This is a genomic window from Pseudoalteromonas phenolica (assembly GCF_001444405.1).
Classification (GTDB): domain Bacteria; phylum Pseudomonadota; class Gammaproteobacteria; order Enterobacterales; family Alteromonadaceae; genus Pseudoalteromonas; species Pseudoalteromonas phenolica.
In genome coordinates, this window is record NZ_CP013187.1 from 1,053,239 (window position 1) to 1,074,717 (window position 21,479).

Sequence of the window (21,479 nt, forward strand, 5' to 3'; positions counted from 1 at the left end):
TAAGTCCTTATTCAACTGACTCTTGCAATGACGAGATAGCGGTTTCATAGTTACTTTTAGTTAAACGGTTATGGTGCCAAGCGTTATCCCCTTCCATGAAAGGTACGCCTTTACCTTTAATTGTATGTGCAATAATTGCTTTTGGCTTATCGATTGGCGCTATTTCAAATGCAGCAACTAATTCTGTGATATCATGCCCGTCAACCTCAATCGCATGCCATCCAAAAGCCTTAAATCGTTCGGCCATATTATCAATATGCAGTACATCTTTACCGTAGCCATCATTTTGTTGTTTATTGTAATCAACAATGGCTGTTAGGTTATTTAGTTTCAAGTGCGATGCAAGCATGGCAGCTTCCCAAACAGAACCTTCATTGGTTTCTCCATCACCTACTAGGGTGAATGTCTGAAAGTGTTTTTTTTGTTTTTTAGCAGCGAATGCAATACCGACAGCCATTGAAATACCATGGCCGAGACTACCATTTGAAGACTCAATACCTAAATCAAGATTCATTACTGGGTGTGCAATTAAGTCGCTGCCATTTTGTTGAAAAGTTTCAAAAACTTCTCTTGAGATGATACCTGCCTCTAACAAAGCAGGGTAAAAACCAAGGACGCCATGGCCTTTACTTAATATAAATCTATCTCTATCTACCCACCGAGGGTTTTTAGGATCGTAATTCAATACTTTCCCATACAGCACCGCCATTACATCCGTCATTGACAATGCACCACCAAGGTGTGTTGATGTACCGCTGTGATAGCTCACCTCTAATATATTTTGCCTCATGTTGTAAGCAAATTTATTCAATTCGGGATAACTCATTAGGTTCCTCTTAAATTAGTCCACCATCGACATTAATTACTTGTCCTGTGATGTGTGAAGAAAGATCGCTGCATAAGAAAAGGGCTGTATTAGCGATATCTTGTGCTGAGGCTGCTTTTTTTAGCAAACTTCTAGAAACTAGGTCTGTTTTAGCTTGTTGATCCATTTCATCTGCCATATCTGTTAAAGTAACTCCAGGTGCAATAGCATTGACTCTTATACCGATATCAGCAAGCTCTAACGCCATGCTAAGAGATGCTCTTTCAAATGCTGATTTAGTACAGCCATACGCTAGAGTGCCTTTATCTATTTGATGCGTTGCGCTAGACAATATATTTATAATACAACCGCTTTTTTGCCTATGCATTAGCCTCGATATTTGTTGAGATAGCAAAAGTTGGTTAAACAAATTCACTTCAAACAGTTGTTTCATATCTTCTATTGAAGTTAATTGGAATAAAGAGCCTGATGCTATACCTGCGCAGTTAATTAATATATCAACTGATTTAGAGATAGCTCTTACTTCTTTCACAGCAGATTTGACTTTGTCACTTTGGCTTAGGTCTAATTCGACAAAATGTAATTGAGGGTTATAGTCAAATAATAATTTAGCTGAATGAGTGTCTCTTACAGCAGCAATAACTTTACAACCATGAGCAAGAAGAGTTTCGGTTATAGCTTTACCTATCCCTCTGTTTGCACCAGTAACTACAGCAGTTTTACCTTGAGTAAGTTGACCTTTAATGTAAGGGATCATTTTAATTTCCTATAGATTGGCCCGCGCTCATAGACATCTTCTAATAACAGCCAATCATCATTTTCTAGATTATTACCTTCGGGGAATGGAGGAACAGCACCTGCCGATATGTTTTTAAGAACGTAAGGGTGAGTATAATATGCCGTTAAACACTGATGGATAAAGTGGTTAACGAGTTGAAGGTTTTCACGCTTTGCTCGTTCTACACATGTTAATAGCGACTTATCGTCTAATTGTGCTAATTTAAGTGAAAACTTTCTGGCAGCAACGTTATTTAATAGTTCAAAAAAACCGTTAACCTGTTCTTCATTTAAAAATTGATTTAAATATTTATCAAGATGGATTTCATTAGCAGAAGGCATGCTTAAATCATTATCAGCGGGTAAAATCACATCTAAAAATTGTATTAAACTCAATTTGATACCCACCTTTCGATATTATTACTTATGTAATCACAAAACTTTAAGGTTAATGCTTGCGCTGTTGCTACAGGGTTTACTGCTCCAGAGGTAATAAAAACACTACTATCAACAATAAAAAGGTTTTCGACTTCGTGAGCTTGACCATGCTGGTTTACGACAGAGTTTGTTCTGTCGGTTCCCATTTTTGTTGTTCCCATTAAGTGCCAGCCAGCGTGTTTAACAGGGTAATGTGCTGCTGAGACTTTTGCCCCAGCTTCAGAAAATACAGTCTTAGCTTGTTCTATGCCATGCTCAAGCATTTTTTTAGTATTTTCTTGTAATGTGTAATGAACCTTTATACCAGGAATGCCAAAACTGTCGGAATTTTCAAAGTCTAGCTCAATTCTATTTTCAGGCACGGGTAAGTCTTCAGAAATGATGGCAATTCCCATATTTCTATTGAAATATTTAGCAAATTCCTGATGGTGCATTTTCCCAAGTGGAACTCTTCTAGTTAAGAAACCGCTGTAGGCGCTATCAACAGGAGATGAACCTCTTAATATATGAAGTGTATAACCTCTCTTAAAGTTTCTGTTTTCTTGAGTTTCATAAAATTGATGTGAATAAATGCTGCAGCCTTGAGGCCCAATGCTGGTATTTAGCGGTTCAGAAAATACGCCCTCAACATAAGCTAGTGGATGTAACATTAAATTGCGACCTACTAAGTCGAAGTTATTTAATAAGCCATTTGGAAAGCGCTTTGATTTACTATTGAGCAGTAATCTTGGAGTACCAACACCACTGCAAGCAAGTATCACCAATGATGCTTCCAAAAACAGTTCAGTGCCTTGGTTATCGTAATATTTGACACCTCGAGCTTTACCATTTTCGTCTAGTGGAATATCAAAAACTCGACATTCAGTAAGCACTTTTACACCCTGCAATTTAGCTTGTGGCCAGTATGTGACGTCAACACTGCCTTTGGCGCCTTGACTACATCCAGTATTGCATGGGCCTAGGTTTATACACGGAGCTCGATTTTGATGGTTTTTGGTATTTATGGCGCTGTAAGAGGGCCACCAATGCCAGCCTAGGCGGTTAAATGCTTGTGCCAATTTTTCAGCGCCTTTTCCCATTGGAACAGGCGGAAGAAGTTGCTCATAATCAGGGTAAGCAGTATCACCCACAAGACCAGATATCCCCATCATCTTTTCATTTTGATTAAAATAAGGAATGAGATCTTCGTAATCAAATGGCCAGTCTTCACCGACTTTATCAAGGCTATAAGTTGCAAAATCAGAAGGGTGGAAACGAGGAAAGTGCCCTGAATATAAAATGGTACTACCACCAAAACCATTAAAGTTAGCAAGTGAAATTGCTGAGTTATCATTATCGATTGGATAATCTGCTTTATTGTTTCGAATATTAGGGTCGAAACTAGCTGATTTCTTTTTATGTATTTCCCAATCAGTCTTGGTTGTTGGGAAGTGAGCCGCGTTGAATTCACTTCCTTGCTCTAAACAAACGATAGACAAATTTTTATTTTTACTTAGGCGCCAAGCCGCTGCAGCACCACTGGCTCCAGAGCCTACAATAACAATATCTACTTTAGAGATCATAGCTCACTTTTCTTTTTTGGTAGATATTGTTCGAGTATTTCAGGAATAGTAATCATCATATCTGCTTCACAAGCAATTTCACCATTCACTTTTGCGATACCTCGGCCTTTACAAATACCTCTTTTCCAAGATAAGACTTCAGTTTCAATTTCAAATTTTTCACCAGGTTTCACTTCTCTTTTATACTTTACTGTATGTTGAAGCGCATGAGTTACTTTACCTTTTAAGCCAGGTAACGTTGTGATGGCGACAGTTAACATTTGTGCTAGAGCTTCAAGTTGAAGTGCTCCAGGCATATTTGGTCCATCAGGAAAGTGAACAGGGAAATACCATTCATTCATAGTTAAATTTTTGTAACCTTTGGCGAATTTACCAGGAACGACTTCATCGACATGGTCAATCATCAAAAATGGGTATCTGTTTGGTTGATACTCTTGTAATTCAACACAATTTAAACTGAATTTTTCCATTTTACTTTATGGTCCTATAGTTTCTATTCTATTGTGATAGTGCGAGAAAGGCCGGCTATTATATCGTATCCATCCCATAAATTATGCATATTGAGGGCTTTGCCTGTAGGCACTATTCGATCGATACCGGTTAAATTATTATTGATGATCAACTCTTGAAGTGCATATTTATCTATACCTAGGTAACTTAGGGTTTGCACTTTTTCATTTATTAAAGGCACCAACTCATCGAGTGACTGTATGGATGCTTCATATATTTGTCCACTTGTACCTCGGAATTGATGTTGCGCTATATTCAATTTATCTACGGTAATTAAAGTTAATTGAGGTGAGATTATATCGACCTTAGTAACCTGATCATGATCAATAATGGCATCGCATGTATTAACAAATTTATTTAAAACTTGAATGTCGTTTACATCAGTTCTCTTTTTGGCAGCTATGATAGAAACATTTTGCCAAATTTTTCCTTTTGCTTGTAAAATTGAGTTATTAGAACCCACCCAGATACATAGTTGTGGTGAAGAGCAGCCAGCTTGATCGAGTTGATAAATATCATTAAATATATTTTGACATTCACTTTGCAATTGATTGTTATCAATTGACAAAACATATTCTGCATTTATGACGCAAAAAGAATACCTGTCCGCAAAAGCAACCTCTCTTGAACGCGGCGGAGTAGGAAATTGCCTCATTTTATTTATGGTGCTGTCTCCACCCCAAATCACTTTTCCCGCGGCTTTACTAAACCAAAATGCAGAAATATCGTCATTATATTGATAACTTAAAAGTAGAATTCGTTTTGCTATAGAAAAGTTCTCGGGCTTGTTTATTAGATCAGTCAAAGTCTGCAAAACTATTTCGGTAGCGCGATTTGACTTGGAAGAGAGCCTAAGTACGCAGCTATTGCCAGCTAGCAAAGCAAAAGCTAATGAGTAAGCAAAATTAATAGGCACATTTGAAGGGCAGATATGAAAAGTGAGACCTAGACCCATACTTAGTTCAGCGGTATGGCATTCCCTTCGCATAGATAATAGGTGAGATTTTCTGAGCCAAAATGCTAAAGCCATTAAATCTGGAGAAGATTTGGCCTCAGGGTGTCGCCTTATTTCGGTTGAGAGTGAGGTTAAAAAATCTATCGTACGCTCGTGCCATACTGTTTCTGGTCTGCAATGAAAGCTAGTCCAATCTCCGAGTACCAGTTCACATTGAGTTTGAATACTATTTGGAATATGTATCACTACACCCTCTTACTTCTGCTTGTTTCACTCTGCCTAAGACATCAAAATATGTTCCTTTTCTTCCACATGGACAATCGTCTTCACCTAGTTTTATACCGATGTCCTCACTTAAAATACTGTGTCCGGGATAGCTATGCGGGAGTGCTGAAATTAATTGAATAAGTCCAACTTTATTATTTTTAAGAGGCTGCAAGGTTTTAAAGTCTCTCATTATCACTTCAGACCATGAAGAGCAGTGAAAGTGGCCTTGCTCGCACTCCATAAAGATAGAACCTGTTTGTTCTATCATACCGTAATAGTTGTGAATTCTTGGAATTTTGGATACGTTTTTAAGACGTGACTTAAAGTTAGTTTTGGAAATTTGACGAGACTCTATTTTTTTCCATCCCCCCCCATGAATTAGCGTACTATCCGTTAAGTCGATAGTCTGTTTTGTTTGCTCTAACGCTTCAACTAAATGCAGCCAAATAATATAGGTAAATCCAAAGATGAATTTTTCCTGCCCTCGGTATGTTTCAATAAACTCATTGATGGCATTTAAGTTCAGACTCATATCGTCATTTAATGCATAAGTAATATCTCGACCATACATAGAAAAGCCAAGTATTCCTGCCGTTCGGGCAGAGAACTGAGTACGATTTTTTACTGTAGACGGACAATCAATCACAAGTAATGGTAGTCGCTTATTTCCAATGAAATTTCTAACAAGCTTAGAAAGAACTTTCACCTGATATATTGATGTTTCTTTATCTAGGTATATTTTCGAAACTGATTGCCCGCTGGTGCCTGATGACATCATGGTTTTGATAACAGAATCATCAGGTACACTCTTGAGGGCTTGCGATTTAAACAGTCTAACAGGTAAAGGAAAAAGCTGACTGTAGGGGTGCGGAACAACATCTAGTTCAGGCATGAAACTTTTTAGCTTGGAAAAAGCGGGACAGTTATCCGAGTGGTGCGCATCTAGCTCTAGTACTTTCGATAATAAAGTTGCTTGCTTTTGTTCTTTTTCCCAACTATATGCTGGCCAATCGGTTAAATCCAGTTGTTTTATTTCATTAAGCATTGATAGTCGACCTTACCACTTTCTAGTCTGGGAATGCGGGATATAGTTTTGATATTTATAGCCGTAAAGTTAATTGCTAATAATTCAGATAAATTAAATTTTAGCTTTGAAAGATCAATATCTAAATTACCTACAATAGCAATGTTTAGCTTATCATCGCTGCCATATGCAATGGCATCGTAACCCAGTTCATACAGGATAGTTTCAACATGGGTTAGCGATATCCGATTACCGAAAACTTTGATAAAACGCTTAATGCGCCCCTTTAGGAAAAACAATCCTGAGTGGCACAATGCGAGATCTCCGGTTTCCAACAGACCCTTGTTTTCGTCACCGTTATTTAAATCAGTTAAAGACTTAGCATACCCTAAACAAACATTATCGCCTTCATATACCAATTCGCCGATTTTACCGGAGGAAGTTATATCTCTACCTTCTCTATCTTTTACCCACAGTTTTCCATGTGGGATGGCTACACCGATACTATCTGGGTTTTCTTTTAATTTATTACTTGGTAAATAGGCAATTCGTGGAGAGGCCTCAGTTTGTCCATACATCACCCAAAATTGAACATTCATTTGCTCACAAAGTTGAGACATTTTTTGCAAGAAACGCTCATTAAGCTTACCTCCCGCTTGGGTCATTGTTTTCAGCTTGGGCAAATTCATTGTACTTAATCTCATTCTAAGTAATGACTCATAATGAAAGGGCACACCTGAAAAACTTGTAATATCATGCTCTGCCATGCTCTCCCAAAAAGACTTGTCCATAATTGTTTCGTTGGTCAAATAAATAGATGCTCCGGCTATAAGATGGCTATTTAAAATAGATAGACCGTATGAGTAACTGATTGGAAGATGAGCGATGGCTCTCTCTTTCTCTGATATAGCTAAATATTCAATAATTGACCTAGCATTTGAAATTAAGTTTTGCTTACTGAACCTGACCAGCTTAGGTGAACCAGTAGAGCCAGAAGTCGTGGCTAAAAATGCGAGTTTTGGGTGGAGCTTTGGTTTAGTTGCAGCATTTTTTTTGAGCAAGCAATACTGCTTTCTTTCGTGAACAATATTAAACCCGGTGAACTCGTTCACTCTTTTTTTGTCGACCAAAATAAAGTTGGGCTGATATTGCATAATTAAAGACTGTAACTGTTCAGCCTGTAATCTATTACTAAGTAATAACGGAACCGTATTAAACTCCATGCCAGCCAAGTAAAAAGTGACAGCTGGATAGTCATTTTTAGCTATGATGAAAATAGTATTGTTAGGCTCTAACAGTCTGCTAGCCTCTACAGTGTCATGAGCAAGCTGCTGATACGTTATATGCTGACCGTCTTGTGAGATGATAGCGGTAGCATTTGGGCGATTTAAATTTATAAAGTCGAGAGAATGTTTCATACTAATCACCTAGCAACGTATTAAACTACCTTGTTAACTTTTTCGATAAGCTTCGCTTGTAACAGCTTATTAATAATAGGGATAAGGTCTAGCGCACTTTCATTTATCTTATCTGCCAAATCAATTAGATCTCTTGTTCCATCCGCATAAGCAAGTAAATTAGTCATTTTTCTTACTTGTGAATAGTCTTGCTGCATATCACTTGTGTTTGGGTATAGGCCTCTTTTACCAAGCTGTGGTTCACACTGTGTAGTGACTTTATACACCCAGTTATATTCGAGAATTTCAATTGCAGATAATAATGCACGATAAGAGCCAGCCAAGCCATTTGGAGAGATGAGAGATAAGTTGTCCAAAGATGTATGATACTCTGGGAATGTACCATATTTTGATCTCATAATAGAGCATACAGGAAGGTCCACACCTGGTGAGCAAAACTGCCTTTCATCACTGCCTCTTTCTAAGAAGCTATAATGGGTATACTTCTCTGTATGGTGTTTTAAAGTATGTATAGCAACTTTATCTGCAAGGCTATTCTCTTGCCTGGAGTTTAGGTACGAGTAATCACGCTCATCACCAACACAGGTGACAATAAACCCAGCATTTAAATTTTGTTTTAGATGCTCAAGATGCTTTGATATATAGGCTATAGAGCCAATTGTCTCAGGTAAGAAAAGAATTCGATAAGTGTATTCTCTTTCTTTCATTTTTTTTATTGCTTCGGCTAATGCAATAGTTACAACAGGGCCTGATAGTTCGTTGTTTGCCATAGATGGGTGGCATATGTAAGTTGACAATAAAACTTCTTTTGAGCTCTTACCTGGAAAAACAATTTCGCCATAATTTAACTCCCCATCAAACAACTTAGACTTGATGACGACCTTGTAATCACCTTCTCGTAACTTAGTTCTTTGATTATGAGCCAAGCAAAACCCCCAATTGTCTTTATAATAAGAAGTGACATAAGGTATTGCGTCAGGCATTGAGGGGATACTAAATAAATGCTCTTGAAGTGCATCCAGTGACAGCGTCTTTTCTTGGGGGGTTGAATACCCCATTAAGTGCAAATTACACTCTTCGAAGTGGCATATTTTTTCGCCGCTAGGTGTAATAATGTAGGCGTCTTCGATAAACCACTCTTTTGGAACTGTCCAGTCAAATGCTTGCGTGCCAGATGCAATACTGCCAATATTTAGTTCGGGGATAATATCTTTTAAATACGATAATGTTTGTCTTACACCTGGGCCAGATAAGCTCCGATTTATAGGAAATAGCTCTTCAGCCCGTCTATACATTAGTTGACCTGTAGCGTCTAGATTCATTTTAATTCCCTTTTTTGTCGGTTGCATCTATTAAACTAAACGAGAGCGCTGTGCCACGTTCAATTGCTTGACAAGCTGTGCTACCAACTACATTTTTAATATGTTTTGGCGCAAGTCCAAACCCAGGACGAATGATTTTTACGTCTTCCTCAGTAATTACTTGTCCTTGTGCAATATCTCTTACTGCGTAAATAGAGCGTCTGAACTTTTTATTAGGTGACTCTTCATTTGTGGTCGTGATATCACCAGAGCCTAGTGATGCCCAGGTTTGATTACAGGTGTTAATTAACTCATTTAACTCACTGGGTTCAATTGAAAAAGAGCTATCAGGCCCACCTTGATTGCGATCTAAAATAAAGTGCTTTTCAATAACCCTTGCTCCTAGTGCCACACTCGTATTAGCAGCGGCTGTGCCGATTGAATGATCAGATAATCCAGTCAAGAGATTGAAATGATTTTGTAAAGTTAGAATAGACTTTAAATTCATTTTTTCGATAGGGGTGGGGTAAGCGCTTATGCAATGAAGTACTATTATCTTATTATTATTTTGCTTTTTGATTGTTTCTACTGCTTCTTTTACTTCATCTAAAGTTGCTAAACCCGTCGAAATAATTATTGGTTTACCGGTTTGGGCAATTCGCTCAATGAGAGGAATATCAGTTATCTCGAATGAAGCGATTTTGTATGCAGGGCAATCTAGAGATTCAAGTAAATCTACAGCAGTATTATCAAACGGGGTACTAAATAAGGTAATCCCTATTTCTTTAGCATAATTAAAAAGTGCTTTATGCCAACTAAAAGGAGTATGTGCCTTTTCGTATAATCCATATAAATTTTCGCCATCCCATAAACCGCCTTCAATTAAAAAATCGTTTTTGTCACAATCAATAGTCATTGTGTCAGGTGTATATGACTGGATTTTGACGGCACTTGCACCTGCTTGTTTGGCAGCAAGTATAGTATCAAGAGCAGTTTTTAGAGAACCGTTATGATTAGCTGAAACTTCAGCAATGATATAGGGCTCACTTGAGTCACTAATAATTTTATTATCAATAATCACTTCATTCTTCATTAATAAGCTCTTCTTTGTTCTTCAATACGAATAAATCAGCTTCAACTTTTTTAAATCCAGCCTTGGTAAAGAGGTTTTGTGAGGCTTTATTTGCAGTTGATACTGTCGCGTAAATTTTTTTAAGCAAAAATTGTTCCGGAATTGATTTTATTGCGTTCAGTGCAATGTTTTGATTCTGGAATTTCTCATCGACTAAAATTGAAATCTCATACCCATCTAGATGCTCATCAAGCCTTAGCATACCGACAGAAAGATCGTCTAAATGTGTTTTACTGCGGATAATATATATGTGCCTTGTATTTGATTTAAGAGCTGCTTTCATCCATTTTTGATGTTCTGACCACGAGATAGGGTTCGGGTTTCTTGAAAACTGCCTAATGACGGGGTTTGATTGCCATTTAAAGACAGTTTTAATATCCTGAGTTGTTGCTTTTTTTAAAAATATGTTTGCAACCCCAACTTTTCTAATTAGATTAGCGACGCCCTTACCATCGCATATTTGCAAGGCTTTTTTTGACATTTCTTCTAGCAGAGAGGGGGTTTGCGAAAGCATCATAAACGCATTTTCAAAAGCCGAAAAAGTCATGTCCTTAATGTGACCAAGATATAAGTGAGCACCATACTCATCGAGTTGGCGAGCAATTTCATTTTGGTTATCTGCTAAAGTCACTGTCAAAGAGGGTAACCCTAGCGCGCACCTTTCCCAACTTGATGTGCCGCAGGCACCAATTGCAAGGTCTGCCTCGGAGTATACAACTCCAACATTCGTACAATCTTCTTTTAAAGTTATGTAAGGCAGCTTTTTTATGCTCTCTTTTAAGCTGGATAGCTCATTAGCTTGAGAGCTTAATAATATTGTGACTGAAAAAGATAAATTATAAGACTTTCTCAGTGTGGCTAAAAATTCTACAAGTATATTTGTGCTGCCAGCGTGGTTCATTGCACCTAACGCGAGCACTATCTTGCGGGGGGGGGCTATAGAACGCTTTGAAGGTCGTTTTGAATTTCGTATCGTGTAAAATTCTTGCCGCAAAAGGGCATAGGGTGAACCAAGTAAAAAAGTTGTTTTTTGGGATACGAAATCATAGTAAGCGGCTTCGGTGCGATTAAAAGTCTGATCTAATAAGAAGTCTATGTCGCCATGCTTTCTGTTTGCTAAGTCATCAATTACAAGCAACTTTTTACATTTCTCTCGAATGCTTGACTCCCACTCATCGGCAAGTGAATAATGGTCTACACATAATAAATCAACTTTAGCCTCAAGCTGGTTTTTTAAGTATATTGCGTCTTCAGATTGAGTTTGTAAAACAGGTAGAGGGATGTATTTAATTCCCGAGTCTTGTAACCTATCTTTATACTTTTTTGGAAGTAAAGAACACGCAAATACGATAGACAAGTTACTTGTTTTATGAGTTGCTTGCATGCCTTTGGCAATAGCAAAACACCTTTCAAAGTGTCCAGCACCGATTTGTTTATTGGCATCTAATCTAAATAAAATCTTCATTTCATCATGAACTTTGAGTTAAGTACTAACGCTTTGTTCTAGCTCGAGCGAGTACTTGAGGCCTTCATTTCTTTCATACTTAGCATTTAAAAGTTTGAGCTTCGGGTTTGCATCTAGAAACTCAATTGCTTGAAGGTAATCAAAGTCAGCATCCTTGTTATAAAGAGCTTCAAATACGGCGGTGACGACACTTAAATCTTCTTGTTCATCAACGGTGAGTCTATATGCTGAGTAGTCAATCTCATTTTTGAGTAAGCCGAGCTTGAACTGTTCATTGTGGGTTCTTACGAACAAAGTTACATGCTCTTTATCAGAAGGCTTAAGTTGTTGTAACTCAATTGATTGTAAGACATCAGCTTTAATTATTTCAGTATCTAAACCATGAGGGAAAGAAGGGGTGTCACAATTATTCGTATAATCATTCTTATCATTCAAGTGAAGTTGAATAACCTGATCAATTATTCGGTGATCGATTAATGGGCAGTCTGCAGTGATACGCACAACATGTTTACATGGATGTTTTTCAAGGGCAGAAGTAAATCTATTCAGTACATTATTTAAACTTCCACGAAATAGTGCAACATTTTCGGTGCGGCAGAAATCTGCTATTTCATCGTCAGATTCCTCCTCGCTTGTGAGAATGACTATATTATCAATGTGCTGACATTTACGAAGCCTTTCTAGTAATAAGCTCAACATAGGTCGACTTAAAATAGGTTTTAAAACCTTACCAGGTAATCTTCTGGAGTTCATTCTTGCTTGGACAAATGCATTTATTGTCATTGTATTAAGTGCCTTAAAACTGCGGCTTTTACAAAGCTTTTAATAAGTTCTTTAAATACTATCGGTTGTATTAAGCACTTTCTTTAATGAGCCAATAACTTTATTTTGTTGTTCTTCGGTCATCTGGGGGTAAAGCGGCAGCGTGATAGCTTGTTCATAATACTGTTCAGCATAATCGCAATACGTTTCAGAAAACCCTAATTTTTTATAAAAAGGCTGTTTATAAATAGGTATATAGTGTACATGCGCAAAAATACCTTCTTTACGCAATAGCTCTACAATATGCTTCTTGGGCACGCAACAAGATTTATCTATAAGAATAATAAACAAGTGATAGGAAGATAAAACGGCATCAGATACTTCTAAAGGGGTAACGGGTAGATCTATCAGCTTATCTATATATTTCTTAGCTTGAAGATTTCGCTTCAGGACAAAATCATCAAGTTTGCTGAGTTGAGTGATCCCGATGGCGGCATGTAAATCACTCATTCTGTAATTAAAACCGAGCATTTGCTGTTGATAATACCAAGGTCCATGACTCGATTCAGTGAACTCTTTAACATCACTGGTGACGCCATGACTTCTAAGTTTTTTCATTACATTAGCAAGGGCATTGTTATTAGTTAAAGCTATGCCCCCTTCCGCAGAAGTAATTATCTTGACTGGATGAAAACTAAAAATACAAATATCAGAGTATTGGCAACTGCCTACCTTATTATTCTGATATTCAGCGCCAATAGCATGAGAAGCATCTTCAATAATTTTAATATCGTATTTATTTGCGAGTTTTGAGATGGCTTCCATATCGCAGGGCTGGCCTGAAAAGTGAACAGGAATAATAACTTTAGGTAGACAATTATTAATATTAGCTGTCTTTAGTTTTTGTTCTAAAGCCGAAGTGCATAAATTTCCATTTCTTGGATTAATATCGACGAAATCAACTTGAGCACCACAATAAAGCGCGCAGTTTGATGAAGCAACAAATGAATTGGGCGAAGTCCAAACAATATCACCTTCACCTACTCCGAGAGCTAAACAGGCTATATGTAAAGCCGAAGTAGCACTATTTACTGCTACAGCATACTTGGCGTTACAATATTCAGCTACTTTTCCTTCAAACTGCGGCACCCTAGGGCCTTGTGTTAAGTAATCTGAATTTAGTACTTCAACTACAGCGTTAATATCATCTTGATCTATATGTTGTTTGCCATAGGGGATCATTGAATCGCCTTACTATTAAACTCTTTTATTTCTTCAAGTGTTAAATACTCAGGGTTGTCTAAAGAGTTATATTCATAGCCAGGAGCAACTTTTGTTCCTTTTTCATCTAGAGCATTTGTATCGAAGGCATTTGTTCGGCTACTGAATTTTATTCCTGGTGCAATGACAAAGTGGTCGTCAAATTCAAAGGTATCAAAACTAAGATCCGATGGGCACATGACTTCATGCAATTTTTCACCAGGGCGAATGCCGATTATTTTTTGCGGTAAATTAGGTGCCATTGCAGTGGCTAAATCGGTAATTCTGATAGATGGGATTTTTGGTACAAATATTTCTCCACCGAGCATACGCTCAAAGTTTTTGAGAACAAAGTCGACCCCTTGTTGAAGGCTAATCCAAAAGCGAGTCATCTCTTCATGAGTAATAGGGATATGATCTTTTCCCTCATCAATGAACTTTTGAAAAACAGGGACAACAGAACCTCGAGAGCACACGACGTTACCATATCGAACAACAGAAAAGGTTGTTTTATGGCCGCCAGCAATGTTATTGGCTGCAACAAATAACTTATCTGAAGCAAGTTTTGTAGCGCCATATAAGTTAATTGGATTTGCAGCCTTATCTGTAGACAGAGCGATGACTTTTTCAACGTTGTTATCGAGTGCAGCCTCAATAACATTTTCTGCACCATTTATGTTAGTTTTGATGCACTCCATTGGATTATATTCTGCAGCAGGTACTTGCTTCAGCGCAGCCGCGTGGATAACAAAGTCTACGCCTCTCATTGCTCTTTTGAGTCGGTCTTTATCTCTAACGTCACCAATAAAATAACGCATGCAGTCACCATTATAGTCTTGCTGCATTTCAAATTGCTTTAATTCATCCCTTGAAAAAATAATAATTTTCTTAGGGTTATAGCGCTCAAGTAATGTTTTCACATACTTTTTACCAAATGACCCTGTTCCGCCGGTTATTAAAATGGTTTTGTTATCGAACATAGTTATCCACCAAAAGGTGCAATCTTTTCTTTACACTCATAGAATAAGGTATGAGGTATGAATTGCAAAAATACGCCTAAAAAAAGCTATTACTCAATACTTTATATCACCTTTCGCAAAATTGCAGTATTTGTGCCAAAGCAAGTGACTTATTTTGTATGGTCAGGTGACTTTTTGAGCGCTTCGGCGTAGTATTTGTATAAGCAATAGCACCTAAGATGGGGAGGAGTTATGCAAATTAATTCACCGAGTGCTGGTTTTTTCAATAAAACGGAGCAAACTGCCAACAAGCTAAATCAGCAGTTGGCAACAGGCAAAAAAGTCAATTCAGCTGCAGATGATGCCGCTGCACTGCAAATTATTAATCGGCTTACCTCACAGCAGGAAGGGTATAACCAGTCTATAAGAAATGCTTACGATGGCATTTCTCTTTCTCAGACAGCTGATTCTGCATTGTCGGGTGTCGGGGATGCTGTCTCGCGTATTAGAGAATTATCTATTCAGGCGGGTAGTGGTGTACTCACTGGTTCAGATAGACAAGCGCTCCAAGATGAAGTGAGTCAACTGCAGACTCAAATAACAGAAACTTTCGAAAATACAACGTTTGGTGGTAAAGCCATCTTTAATGGTGAAGACACGAGTTTTCAAGTAGGCCCAGACGCTAATACAACGCAAAGTTTTAATGCTTCAGATGGTAGTTTTGCTAATGCAATTCTGAGTGTTGATATCTCTACTCAAGCGGGTGCACAAGCAGCTATTACAGCTGCTGACGATGTATCAGAAAGTCTTAATAGTCAGCGAGCTGAATTTGGCGCGTTTGAGAATACCTTAAGCAGTACAATTCGTAACCTAGGTACACAGCAATCAAATATAGCTGAAAGCCAAAGCCGTATCCAAGACACGGATTATGCACAGGCTGCTTCGCAGCAAATTGCCAATGATATTTTGTCTCAAGCGTCGATTGCATTGCGCGGTCAGGCTAATCAGTCTGCCTCTTCAGTTTTAGGTCTTCTATAACCCTTTGAGGTATATCAATACAAAAGTATTGATATACCTCATAATCAGTGGCATTTTTTTGGCGATTGAGTCAAAAACTTGCCACTTAGGTATTGCATCCCTGACATACTCCCTTACAATCTTTTATTAAGTCACATTGATAGAAGCATTGGACTCCTTAAATGGTTTTAATCTTAGATAACAATAATAATCGCGCGAATGGTTTATCAGCTGCTCTCAACTTTGTAGGGCAACCTGCGCAAATGGTTTCTGAAAGTGAATTTCAGAAAGAAATGTCTAAGACCAAAGATGCCATAGTCGTCCTCGGTGCCCTTGCAGAGCTTGATCACGAACAAGTTATTAAAGCTTCTCCTGCGACTCCTTTCCTATTGATAGGAGAAACACTCAAACCACTTTTAGATCTCGCAAATGTTATTGGCTTAATTTCAGAGCCATTTATTCATGATGTGACCATGCAATTACTGCATGATGCTCAGCAATATCTTCGAATGCTACCTAACAAAGCCGATGCCACAGCAGGCAAGAGTTTCGATGGACTAGTTGGTGAAACTGAAGCGGTTAAGCAGGTTCGTTTTTTAATTTCACAAGTGGCTAAAACTGATGCCAACGTATTGATTTTAGGTGAATCAGGGACAGGTAAAGAAGTCGTTGCACGCAATGTTCATCTGTTATCCAAAAGAAACTCTGGGCCATTTGTGCCAGTTAACTGTGGCGCTATTCCAGGTGACTTATTAGAGAGCGAATTATTTGGTCATGAGAAAGGTGCATTTACTGGGGCGATTTCTGCACGAAAAGGCCGCTTTGAACTCGCTCAAGGTGGTACCTTATTTTTAGATGAAATAGGTGACATGCCGCTACAGATGCAAGTTAAATTGCTGAGGGTATTACAAGAGCGCAGTTATGAGCGAGTGGGTGGCACAAAAGCAATTCAGGCCGATGTTCGAATCATTGCTGCCACTCACAGAAATTTAGAAACCATGATAGAAGACGGTAAGTTTCGTGAAGACTTATTTTACCGGTTAAATGTTTTCCCAATCGAAAATCCTTCTTTACATGAGCGAGCAGATGATATTCCACTGCTGTTAAACGAGCTTATGCGTCGCGTGCACGAACAAAGCGGAAGCACAGCTAAGTTTACAGAGCGTGCAATTGAGAGCTTAAAGGCTCACCCTTGGCCTGGTAACATTCGAGAGCTGGCTAACCTTGTTGAGCGTATGGTGATCATGTTCCCTGAAAAGGTGGTCGACGTCACTGATTTACCGACTAAATATAGACATATAGAAGTTGAAGCATTTGAACCTGAGTATCCTGAAGAGTTACTTGAAAAAGATGCATTTAACGAGCTATTTAGTAGTGGCTTTAGCGACTATGATGAAGAGTCGATTGAATTTGACTCAGGGTTTAATGACTCTGCAAATCAGTTTGGTCTGTTGCCAGATGAAGGTATTGAGTTAAAAGAATACTTGGCTGAGCTTGAAGTAAGTTTAATTACGCAAGCATTAGAGCGAAATGATTATGTGGTGGCCCGTGCAGCTGAGATTTTAGGAGTGCGTCGTACCACACTCGTAGAGAAAATGAAAAAGTACAATTTAAATAAAGATTGACCAACTAATAATTGAGATTGGCAACTTAGCCAGTGAACTATAGTAAAAAGCGCGTTTAATACGCGCTTTCTTATTTTCTTAAATCTTCTATCTTTTACATAAGTTCTTTTGCAAAGTCTTTATCGCAGTATGAATCAATGACTTCTTGCTTTCGAAAACAGGCGTTATCGTGGTCGTTGACCATGCCACATGCCTGCATATGCGCGTATACCGTGGTTGGGCCTAAAAATTTAAACCCGCGTTTCTTTAAATCTTTGGCAAACTTTTCACTGATCTCGCTGGTGGCAGGGTAATCGTTTCTGCTATGTATTTGATTCACGATCGGCTTATTGTTAACAAACTGCCATTGGTATTTCGCGAAGCTACCAAACTCTTGCTGTATCTTTATAAATGCCTTGGCATTGTTGATAGTCGCGGCAATTTTTAATTTATTGCGAACAATGCTTGGATCAGCCATTAAACTTTCTATATCTTCATCTGTCATAGCTGCAACTTTATTGACTTCGAAATTTTTGAAAGCAGCTCTGTAGCCATCGCGCTTTTTTAAAATAGTGTACCAACTCAGCCCTGCTTGCGCTGATTCAAGGGTGATAAACTCGAAAAGCTTTTGATCGTCAAATACAGGGATGCCCCATTCTTCATCGTGATAAGCAACGTAATCTGGTTTAGTTTCGTCTAGCCAAAGGCAGCGTGTGCACATTTTTTTATCTCTGTTGGTTGAAACCAATCCTCAATAATACTTAATTATTCTGAGGGACTAAAACTGATGCTAGCTTTGTTAAAAATTTCTTATTTAAAACAACTAAATAGCAAAATTTCACCTTGCCTACATGGAAGTAGGTACCTCAGCGATAGCAGGACGCGTGAGCGGTGCTATCGACAAATTTTACTTACCTCAAAATAGATCACTTAATTAAGAGGATTGGTATAAGTATAAAAAGAGTATATATAAGGCTGTATAAAAAAACAGTGTCAAAAATGTAACACTATATAAATTGAGTTTAAAATTTATCTTAGCTATTGAAAATATTGAACTTTTAGTTTTTGGCACGCAATCTGCTTTATTCGGTTAGTTTAAAGTTTTGAGATTAACGTTATGGCACTAGCACAATTAGCCCAGGCATCACATTTATCTCCAGTAACGCCTCTAAGTCGTCAACCTGATTTGGAGTTTAACCCATGTTTACTGCAGGAGGCTTATGTGGGGGAATTAAGCGACTTACGTCAACAAGCAAGTTGGTTAAGTCACCTAGTTGATACTATGCCTGCCGGCGTTGTGGTACTCGATGGTCAAGGTATGATTGCAAAAGCAAATCAAATTGCCATTGATATGTTGGGCGAGCCGCTAGAAGGTGAAAAATGGTTTAATATCATTCAGCGCTCTTTTAGCCCTCAACAAGACGATGGACACGAAGTGTCATTGCGAGACGGTCGTTTGATCAAGCTTGATATTACTGCACTTGCACCAGAGCCGGGTCAATTAATTTTAATGACCGACCTAACAGAAACCCGTCGTTTACAGAAACGTATGGCACATATGCAGCGTTTAAGCTCTCTAGGTAAAATGGTTGCATCGCTTGCCCACCAAGTAAGAACGCCACTTTCGGCAGCTATGCTATATGCCGCCAATTTAGGTAGTAATAAAGTGCCTGAAGCATCTCGTTCACGTTTTCATGAAAAGCTGATGTCTAGATTGAAAGATCTCGAATCGCAAGTAAACGATATGTTGTTGTTTGCAAAAAGCGGTGAGCAGCAAGTGATCGAAAAAGTGTCTATGCAGCAACTGCTTAGTGAAGTGAAAGCGGGTGCAGATGCCATGGTGGCGATGAATAGCAGTGAGCTTGAAGTAAATTTACCAGAACCAGACATTGAGATTTTAGGTAATAAAACAGCGCTCGCCAGTGCCATCCAAAACTTAATTCACAACAGTATTCAAGTGATTGGCAAAAATGCCCACATCACATTAAGTGCAGCGCGTGATGAAGAGTCAGACAGAGTGAGAATTTCAGTGTCTGACAATGGTCCCGGCGTCGATTTAGCGCTGTCAGAAAAAATATTTGAACCTTTCTTTACTACAAAAAGCCAAGGCACGGGCCTAGGTTTAGCGGTTGTTAGCTCAGTAGCTAACTCACACAAAGGTAAAGTAGAAGTAACCAATAATGAGCAAGGCGGTGCGTGTTTTAGTTTATTACTGCCGATTTCATTCAGTACAGAGCAATTGGAGGTTGTATGAGTCATTCAATTTTAGTCGTTGAAGATGATGCAGGGTTAAGAGAAGCGTTAATAGATACACTTCAACTTTCAGGTTTTGATACGGTTGAGGCGAGTTCTGCCGAAGAAGCGGTCATGCTTTTGAAAAAACAAACCTTCTCGATTGTGGTGAGTGATGTGCAAATGGGCACAATGAGTGGTTTAGATTTACTCAAAACCATAAAGCTCAATTATCCTGACTTGCCTGTACTGATGATGACGGCTTACGCAACCATTGATGATGCGGTTGAGGCGATGCGTTTAGGTGCCATTGACTATATGGCAAAACCGTTTGCGCCTGAAGTGCTGCTAAATATGGTTAGCCGTTACATGCCAGCAAAAGAAAAAGAAACAGAGGGCCCGGTGGTTGCTGATCCACAAAGTCTTCAATTACTTGAACTTGCTAATAAAGTGGCGAAATCTGATGCTAGCGTTATGGTGCTAGGGCCAAGTGGTTCGGGTAAAGAAGTATTGGCTCGATTCATTCACGATAAATCAGAACGCAAAGATGAAGCCTTTGTAGCCATCAATTGTGCGGCTATTCCTGAAAATATGCTCGAAGCTACTTTGTTTGGGTATGAAAAAGGTGCGTTCACAGGAGCTATTCAAGCATGTCCGGGTAAATTCGAACAAGCACAAAAAGGCACCATTTTATTGGATGAAATCACCGAAATGGATTTAGGTTTACAAGCAAAGCTACTTCGCGTGTTGCAAGAGCGAGAAGTTGAGCGACTTGGTGGCAGAAAAACCATCGACTTAGACGTCAGAGTTTTGGCGACCAGTAACCGTGAACTTAAAGAAGCGGTGGCTGAAGGTAAGTTCAGAGAAGATTTATATTACCGCTTGAATGTTTTTCCTCTGATGTGGCTGCCACTGAATGAGCGCCCAGGTGATATCGTAGTGTTAGCTGAGCACTTGTTAGCAAGACATACCAGCAAAGCAGGTAAGCCAGCAGTGCAATTAAGTGATAGTGCAAAGCAAAAGTTATTATCACATTCTTGGCCTGGTAATGTCAGAGAGCTTGATAATGTTGTTCAACGTGCTTTGATTTTGCAGCAAGGCGATACTGTACATGGTGAAGATATTTTTATCGAAAACTATCAACCAAGTTTAGTAATTACAAGAACAACGAATACGGAAGTGTCACCACAGATAAATGTGGAACAACAGGCGCGACAGGTTGAGCCTGTAATCAGTGACATAGAAAGTTATGATGCTGCAAATTATAAAGCGACTTTACAAGATAAAGAGCATCAAATTATTTTAGATACGCTACATAAGTGCAATGGTAAGCGTAAAGACGTTGCTGAGGTACTGGGTATGAGTCCAAGAACTTTACGTTATAAACTCGCTAAAATGCGCGATATGGGGATCCTTTTACCAGCATAACTTCTCTATTCTATAAGAGGCCAAAACCTTGGCCTCTTTATTATATCAATCCTCAAAATAGATCGCTCAATTAAAAGCATTGGTATTGTTGTCAAAAAGTCGACTCACATAAAAACACCTTAACACACTGAAAATAAAGATTTAATTTTTGGCATGTTTTGTGCTTATACAAGTTATATGTTTTTATTGGAGTGGGTGTTATGAAAATCCAACCAAACTCTCTTTATCAAGAAATGCAGTCTCTTGCAGTAGAGGCAACGAGAAATACCATTAAAACCAATGAAGTTGCAGTGCAAAAAACCGCGGCGACTTCTTCTGCGCAATTTGGCGATTTGCTGTCAGACGCAATCAATACGGTAAATGGTTTACAAAAAGATGCTAAATCAAAAGTAACGGCGCTAGAGATGGGTGATAGAAGTGTTTCACTTGCCGAAGTCATGATAGCATCACAAAAATCATCAGTGGCTTTCGAAGCAACGGTACAAGTTAGAAATAAACTTGTAGAATCTTATAAAGAAATCATGAATATGCCAGTTTAATCT

The 21,479-nt window shown here is 38.6% G+C and carries 20 protein-coding genes; 5 read left to right on the plus strand and 15 right to left on the minus strand.

The genetic code is table 11. The features are described 5' to 3' along the window. Positions 1–7 precede the first annotated feature (7 nt). Genes PP2015_RS04710 through pseB form a run of 14 tightly spaced genes read right to left on the minus strand, consistent with a single transcriptional unit; the run spans position 8 to position 14,677 of the window. A complete protein-coding gene (locus tag PP2015_RS04710) occupies positions 8–826 on the minus strand; it encodes a transketolase (protein WP_058029175.1) in 819 nt (272 codons plus the stop codon). 10 nt (positions 827–836) lie between these two features. Next, positions 837–1,583, minus strand: a complete 747-nt coding sequence (locus tag PP2015_RS04715; protein ID WP_058029176.1) for an SDR family NAD(P)-dependent oxidoreductase — start codon at positions 1,581–1,583, stop codon at positions 837–839. Beyond that, positions 1,580–1,999: a hypothetical protein gene (locus tag PP2015_RS04720; protein WP_058029177.1), complete on the minus strand. Its 420-nt coding sequence runs from the start codon at positions 1,997–1,999 to the stop codon at positions 1,580–1,582. The genes PP2015_RS04715 and PP2015_RS04720 overlap by 4 nt, the downstream gene beginning before the upstream one ends. After that, positions 1,996–3,603 carry a GMC family oxidoreductase gene (locus PP2015_RS04725; protein WP_058029178.1) on the minus strand — a complete coding sequence of 536 codons (1,608 nt, stop codon included), beginning with the start codon at positions 3,601–3,603 and terminating at the stop codon, positions 1,996–1,998. Before PP2015_RS04725 ends, PP2015_RS04720 begins: the two co-directional genes overlap by 4 nt. Next, positions 3,600–4,073, minus strand: coding sequence for a 3-hydroxyacyl-ACP dehydratase FabZ (gene fabZ, locus PP2015_RS04730; protein ID WP_058029179.1), 474 nt, complete (start codon positions 4,071–4,073; stop codon positions 3,600–3,602). The genes PP2015_RS04725 and fabZ overlap by 4 nt, the downstream gene beginning before the upstream one ends. 23 nt (positions 4,074–4,096) lie before the next feature. Continuing rightward, positions 4,097–5,314 (minus strand): acyl-CoA reductase, encoded by a 1,218-nt coding sequence (locus PP2015_RS04735; RefSeq protein ID WP_058029180.1) that lies wholly within the window; start codon positions 5,312–5,314, stop codon positions 4,097–4,099. Then, entirely contained in the window at positions 5,295–6,380 is a 1,086-nt protein-coding gene (locus PP2015_RS04740; RefSeq protein ID WP_058029181.1) for a LuxE/PaaK family acyltransferase, read from the minus strand. Before PP2015_RS04740 ends, PP2015_RS04735 begins: the two co-directional genes overlap by 20 nt. Beyond that, entirely contained in the window at positions 6,365–7,777 is a 1,413-nt protein-coding gene (locus PP2015_RS04745) for an AMP-binding protein (RefSeq protein WP_058029182.1), read from the minus strand. The genes PP2015_RS04740 and PP2015_RS04745 overlap by 16 nt, the downstream gene beginning before the upstream one ends. 20 nt (positions 7,778–7,797) lie before the next feature. Further along, complete coding sequence (locus PP2015_RS04750) at positions 7,798–9,099, minus strand: DUF4910 domain-containing protein (RefSeq protein ID WP_058029183.1); 1,302 nt, start codon at positions 9,097–9,099, stop codon at positions 7,798–7,800. A 1-nt stretch (position 9,100) separates the two neighbouring features. Then, positions 9,101–10,171, minus strand: a complete 1,071-nt coding sequence (gene pseI / locus PP2015_RS04755) for a pseudaminic acid synthase (RefSeq protein ID WP_058029184.1) — start codon at positions 10,169–10,171, stop codon at positions 9,101–9,103. Continuing rightward, positions 10,161–11,675: a UDP-2,4-diacetamido-2,4,6-trideoxy-beta-L-altropyranose hydrolase gene (pseG, locus tag PP2015_RS04760; protein ID WP_058029185.1), complete on the minus strand. Its 1,515-nt coding sequence runs from the start codon at positions 11,673–11,675 to the stop codon at positions 10,161–10,163. Before pseG ends, pseI begins: the two co-directional genes overlap by 11 nt. An 18-nt stretch (positions 11,676–11,693) precedes the next feature. Continuing rightward, positions 11,694–12,458, minus strand: a complete 765-nt coding sequence (locus PP2015_RS04765; RefSeq protein WP_058029186.1) for a cytidylyltransferase domain-containing protein — start codon at positions 12,456–12,458, stop codon at positions 11,694–11,696. A gap of 51 nt (positions 12,459–12,509) precedes the next feature. Continuing rightward, complete coding sequence (gene pseC / locus PP2015_RS04770) at positions 12,510–13,679, minus strand: UDP-4-amino-4,6-dideoxy-N-acetyl-beta-L-altrosamine transaminase (RefSeq protein WP_058029187.1); 1,170 nt, start codon at positions 13,677–13,679, stop codon at positions 12,510–12,512. Next, positions 13,676–14,677 carry a UDP-N-acetylglucosamine 4,6-dehydratase (inverting) gene (pseB, locus tag PP2015_RS04775; RefSeq protein ID WP_058029188.1) on the minus strand — a complete coding sequence of 334 codons (1,002 nt, stop codon included), beginning with the start codon at positions 14,675–14,677 and terminating at the stop codon, positions 13,676–13,678. The genes pseC and pseB overlap by 4 nt, the downstream gene beginning before the upstream one ends. A gap of 231 nt (positions 14,678–14,908) precedes the next feature. Between pseB and PP2015_RS04780 the strand changes: the two genes are divergently transcribed. Together PP2015_RS04780 and PP2015_RS04785 are read left to right on the plus strand one after the other, a co-directional pair. Continuing rightward, positions 14,909–15,694, plus strand: a complete 786-nt coding sequence (locus PP2015_RS04780) for a flagellin N-terminal helical domain-containing protein (protein ID WP_058029189.1) — start codon at positions 14,909–14,911, stop codon at positions 15,692–15,694. A gap of 161 nt (positions 15,695–15,855) precedes the next feature. Then, complete coding sequence (locus PP2015_RS04785) at positions 15,856–17,298, plus strand: sigma-54 dependent transcriptional regulator (protein WP_058029190.1); 1,443 nt, start codon at positions 15,856–15,858, stop codon at positions 17,296–17,298. A gap of 94 nt (positions 17,299–17,392) precedes the next feature. Here the strand turns inward: PP2015_RS04785 and PP2015_RS04790 are convergent, their stop codons facing one another. Continuing rightward, on the minus strand, positions 17,393–17,998 hold the full coding sequence (locus PP2015_RS04790; protein ID WP_058029191.1) for a DNA-3-methyladenine glycosylase I: 606 nt from the start codon (positions 17,996–17,998) through the stop codon (positions 17,393–17,395). 396 nt (positions 17,999–18,394) lie between these two features. Between PP2015_RS04790 and PP2015_RS04795 the strand changes: the two genes are divergently transcribed. The 3 genes from PP2015_RS04795 to fliE all read left to right on the plus strand — a co-directional run bounded on the left by PP2015_RS04795 (position 18,395) and on the right by fliE (position 21,476). After that, positions 18,395–19,531: a sensor histidine kinase gene (locus PP2015_RS04795; RefSeq protein ID WP_058029192.1), complete on the plus strand. Its 1,137-nt coding sequence runs from the start codon at positions 18,395–18,397 to the stop codon at positions 19,529–19,531. Next, positions 19,528–20,937: a sigma-54-dependent transcriptional regulator gene (locus PP2015_RS04800; protein ID WP_058029193.1), complete on the plus strand. Its 1,410-nt coding sequence runs from the start codon at positions 19,528–19,530 to the stop codon at positions 20,935–20,937. Before PP2015_RS04795 ends, PP2015_RS04800 begins: the two co-directional genes overlap by 4 nt. Before the next feature lie 200 nt (positions 20,938–21,137). After that, positions 21,138–21,476 carry a flagellar hook-basal body complex protein FliE gene (gene fliE / locus PP2015_RS04805; RefSeq protein WP_058029194.1) on the plus strand — a complete coding sequence of 113 codons (339 nt, stop codon included), beginning with the start codon at positions 21,138–21,140 and terminating at the stop codon, positions 21,474–21,476. Positions 21,477–21,479 lie beyond the last annotated feature (3 nt).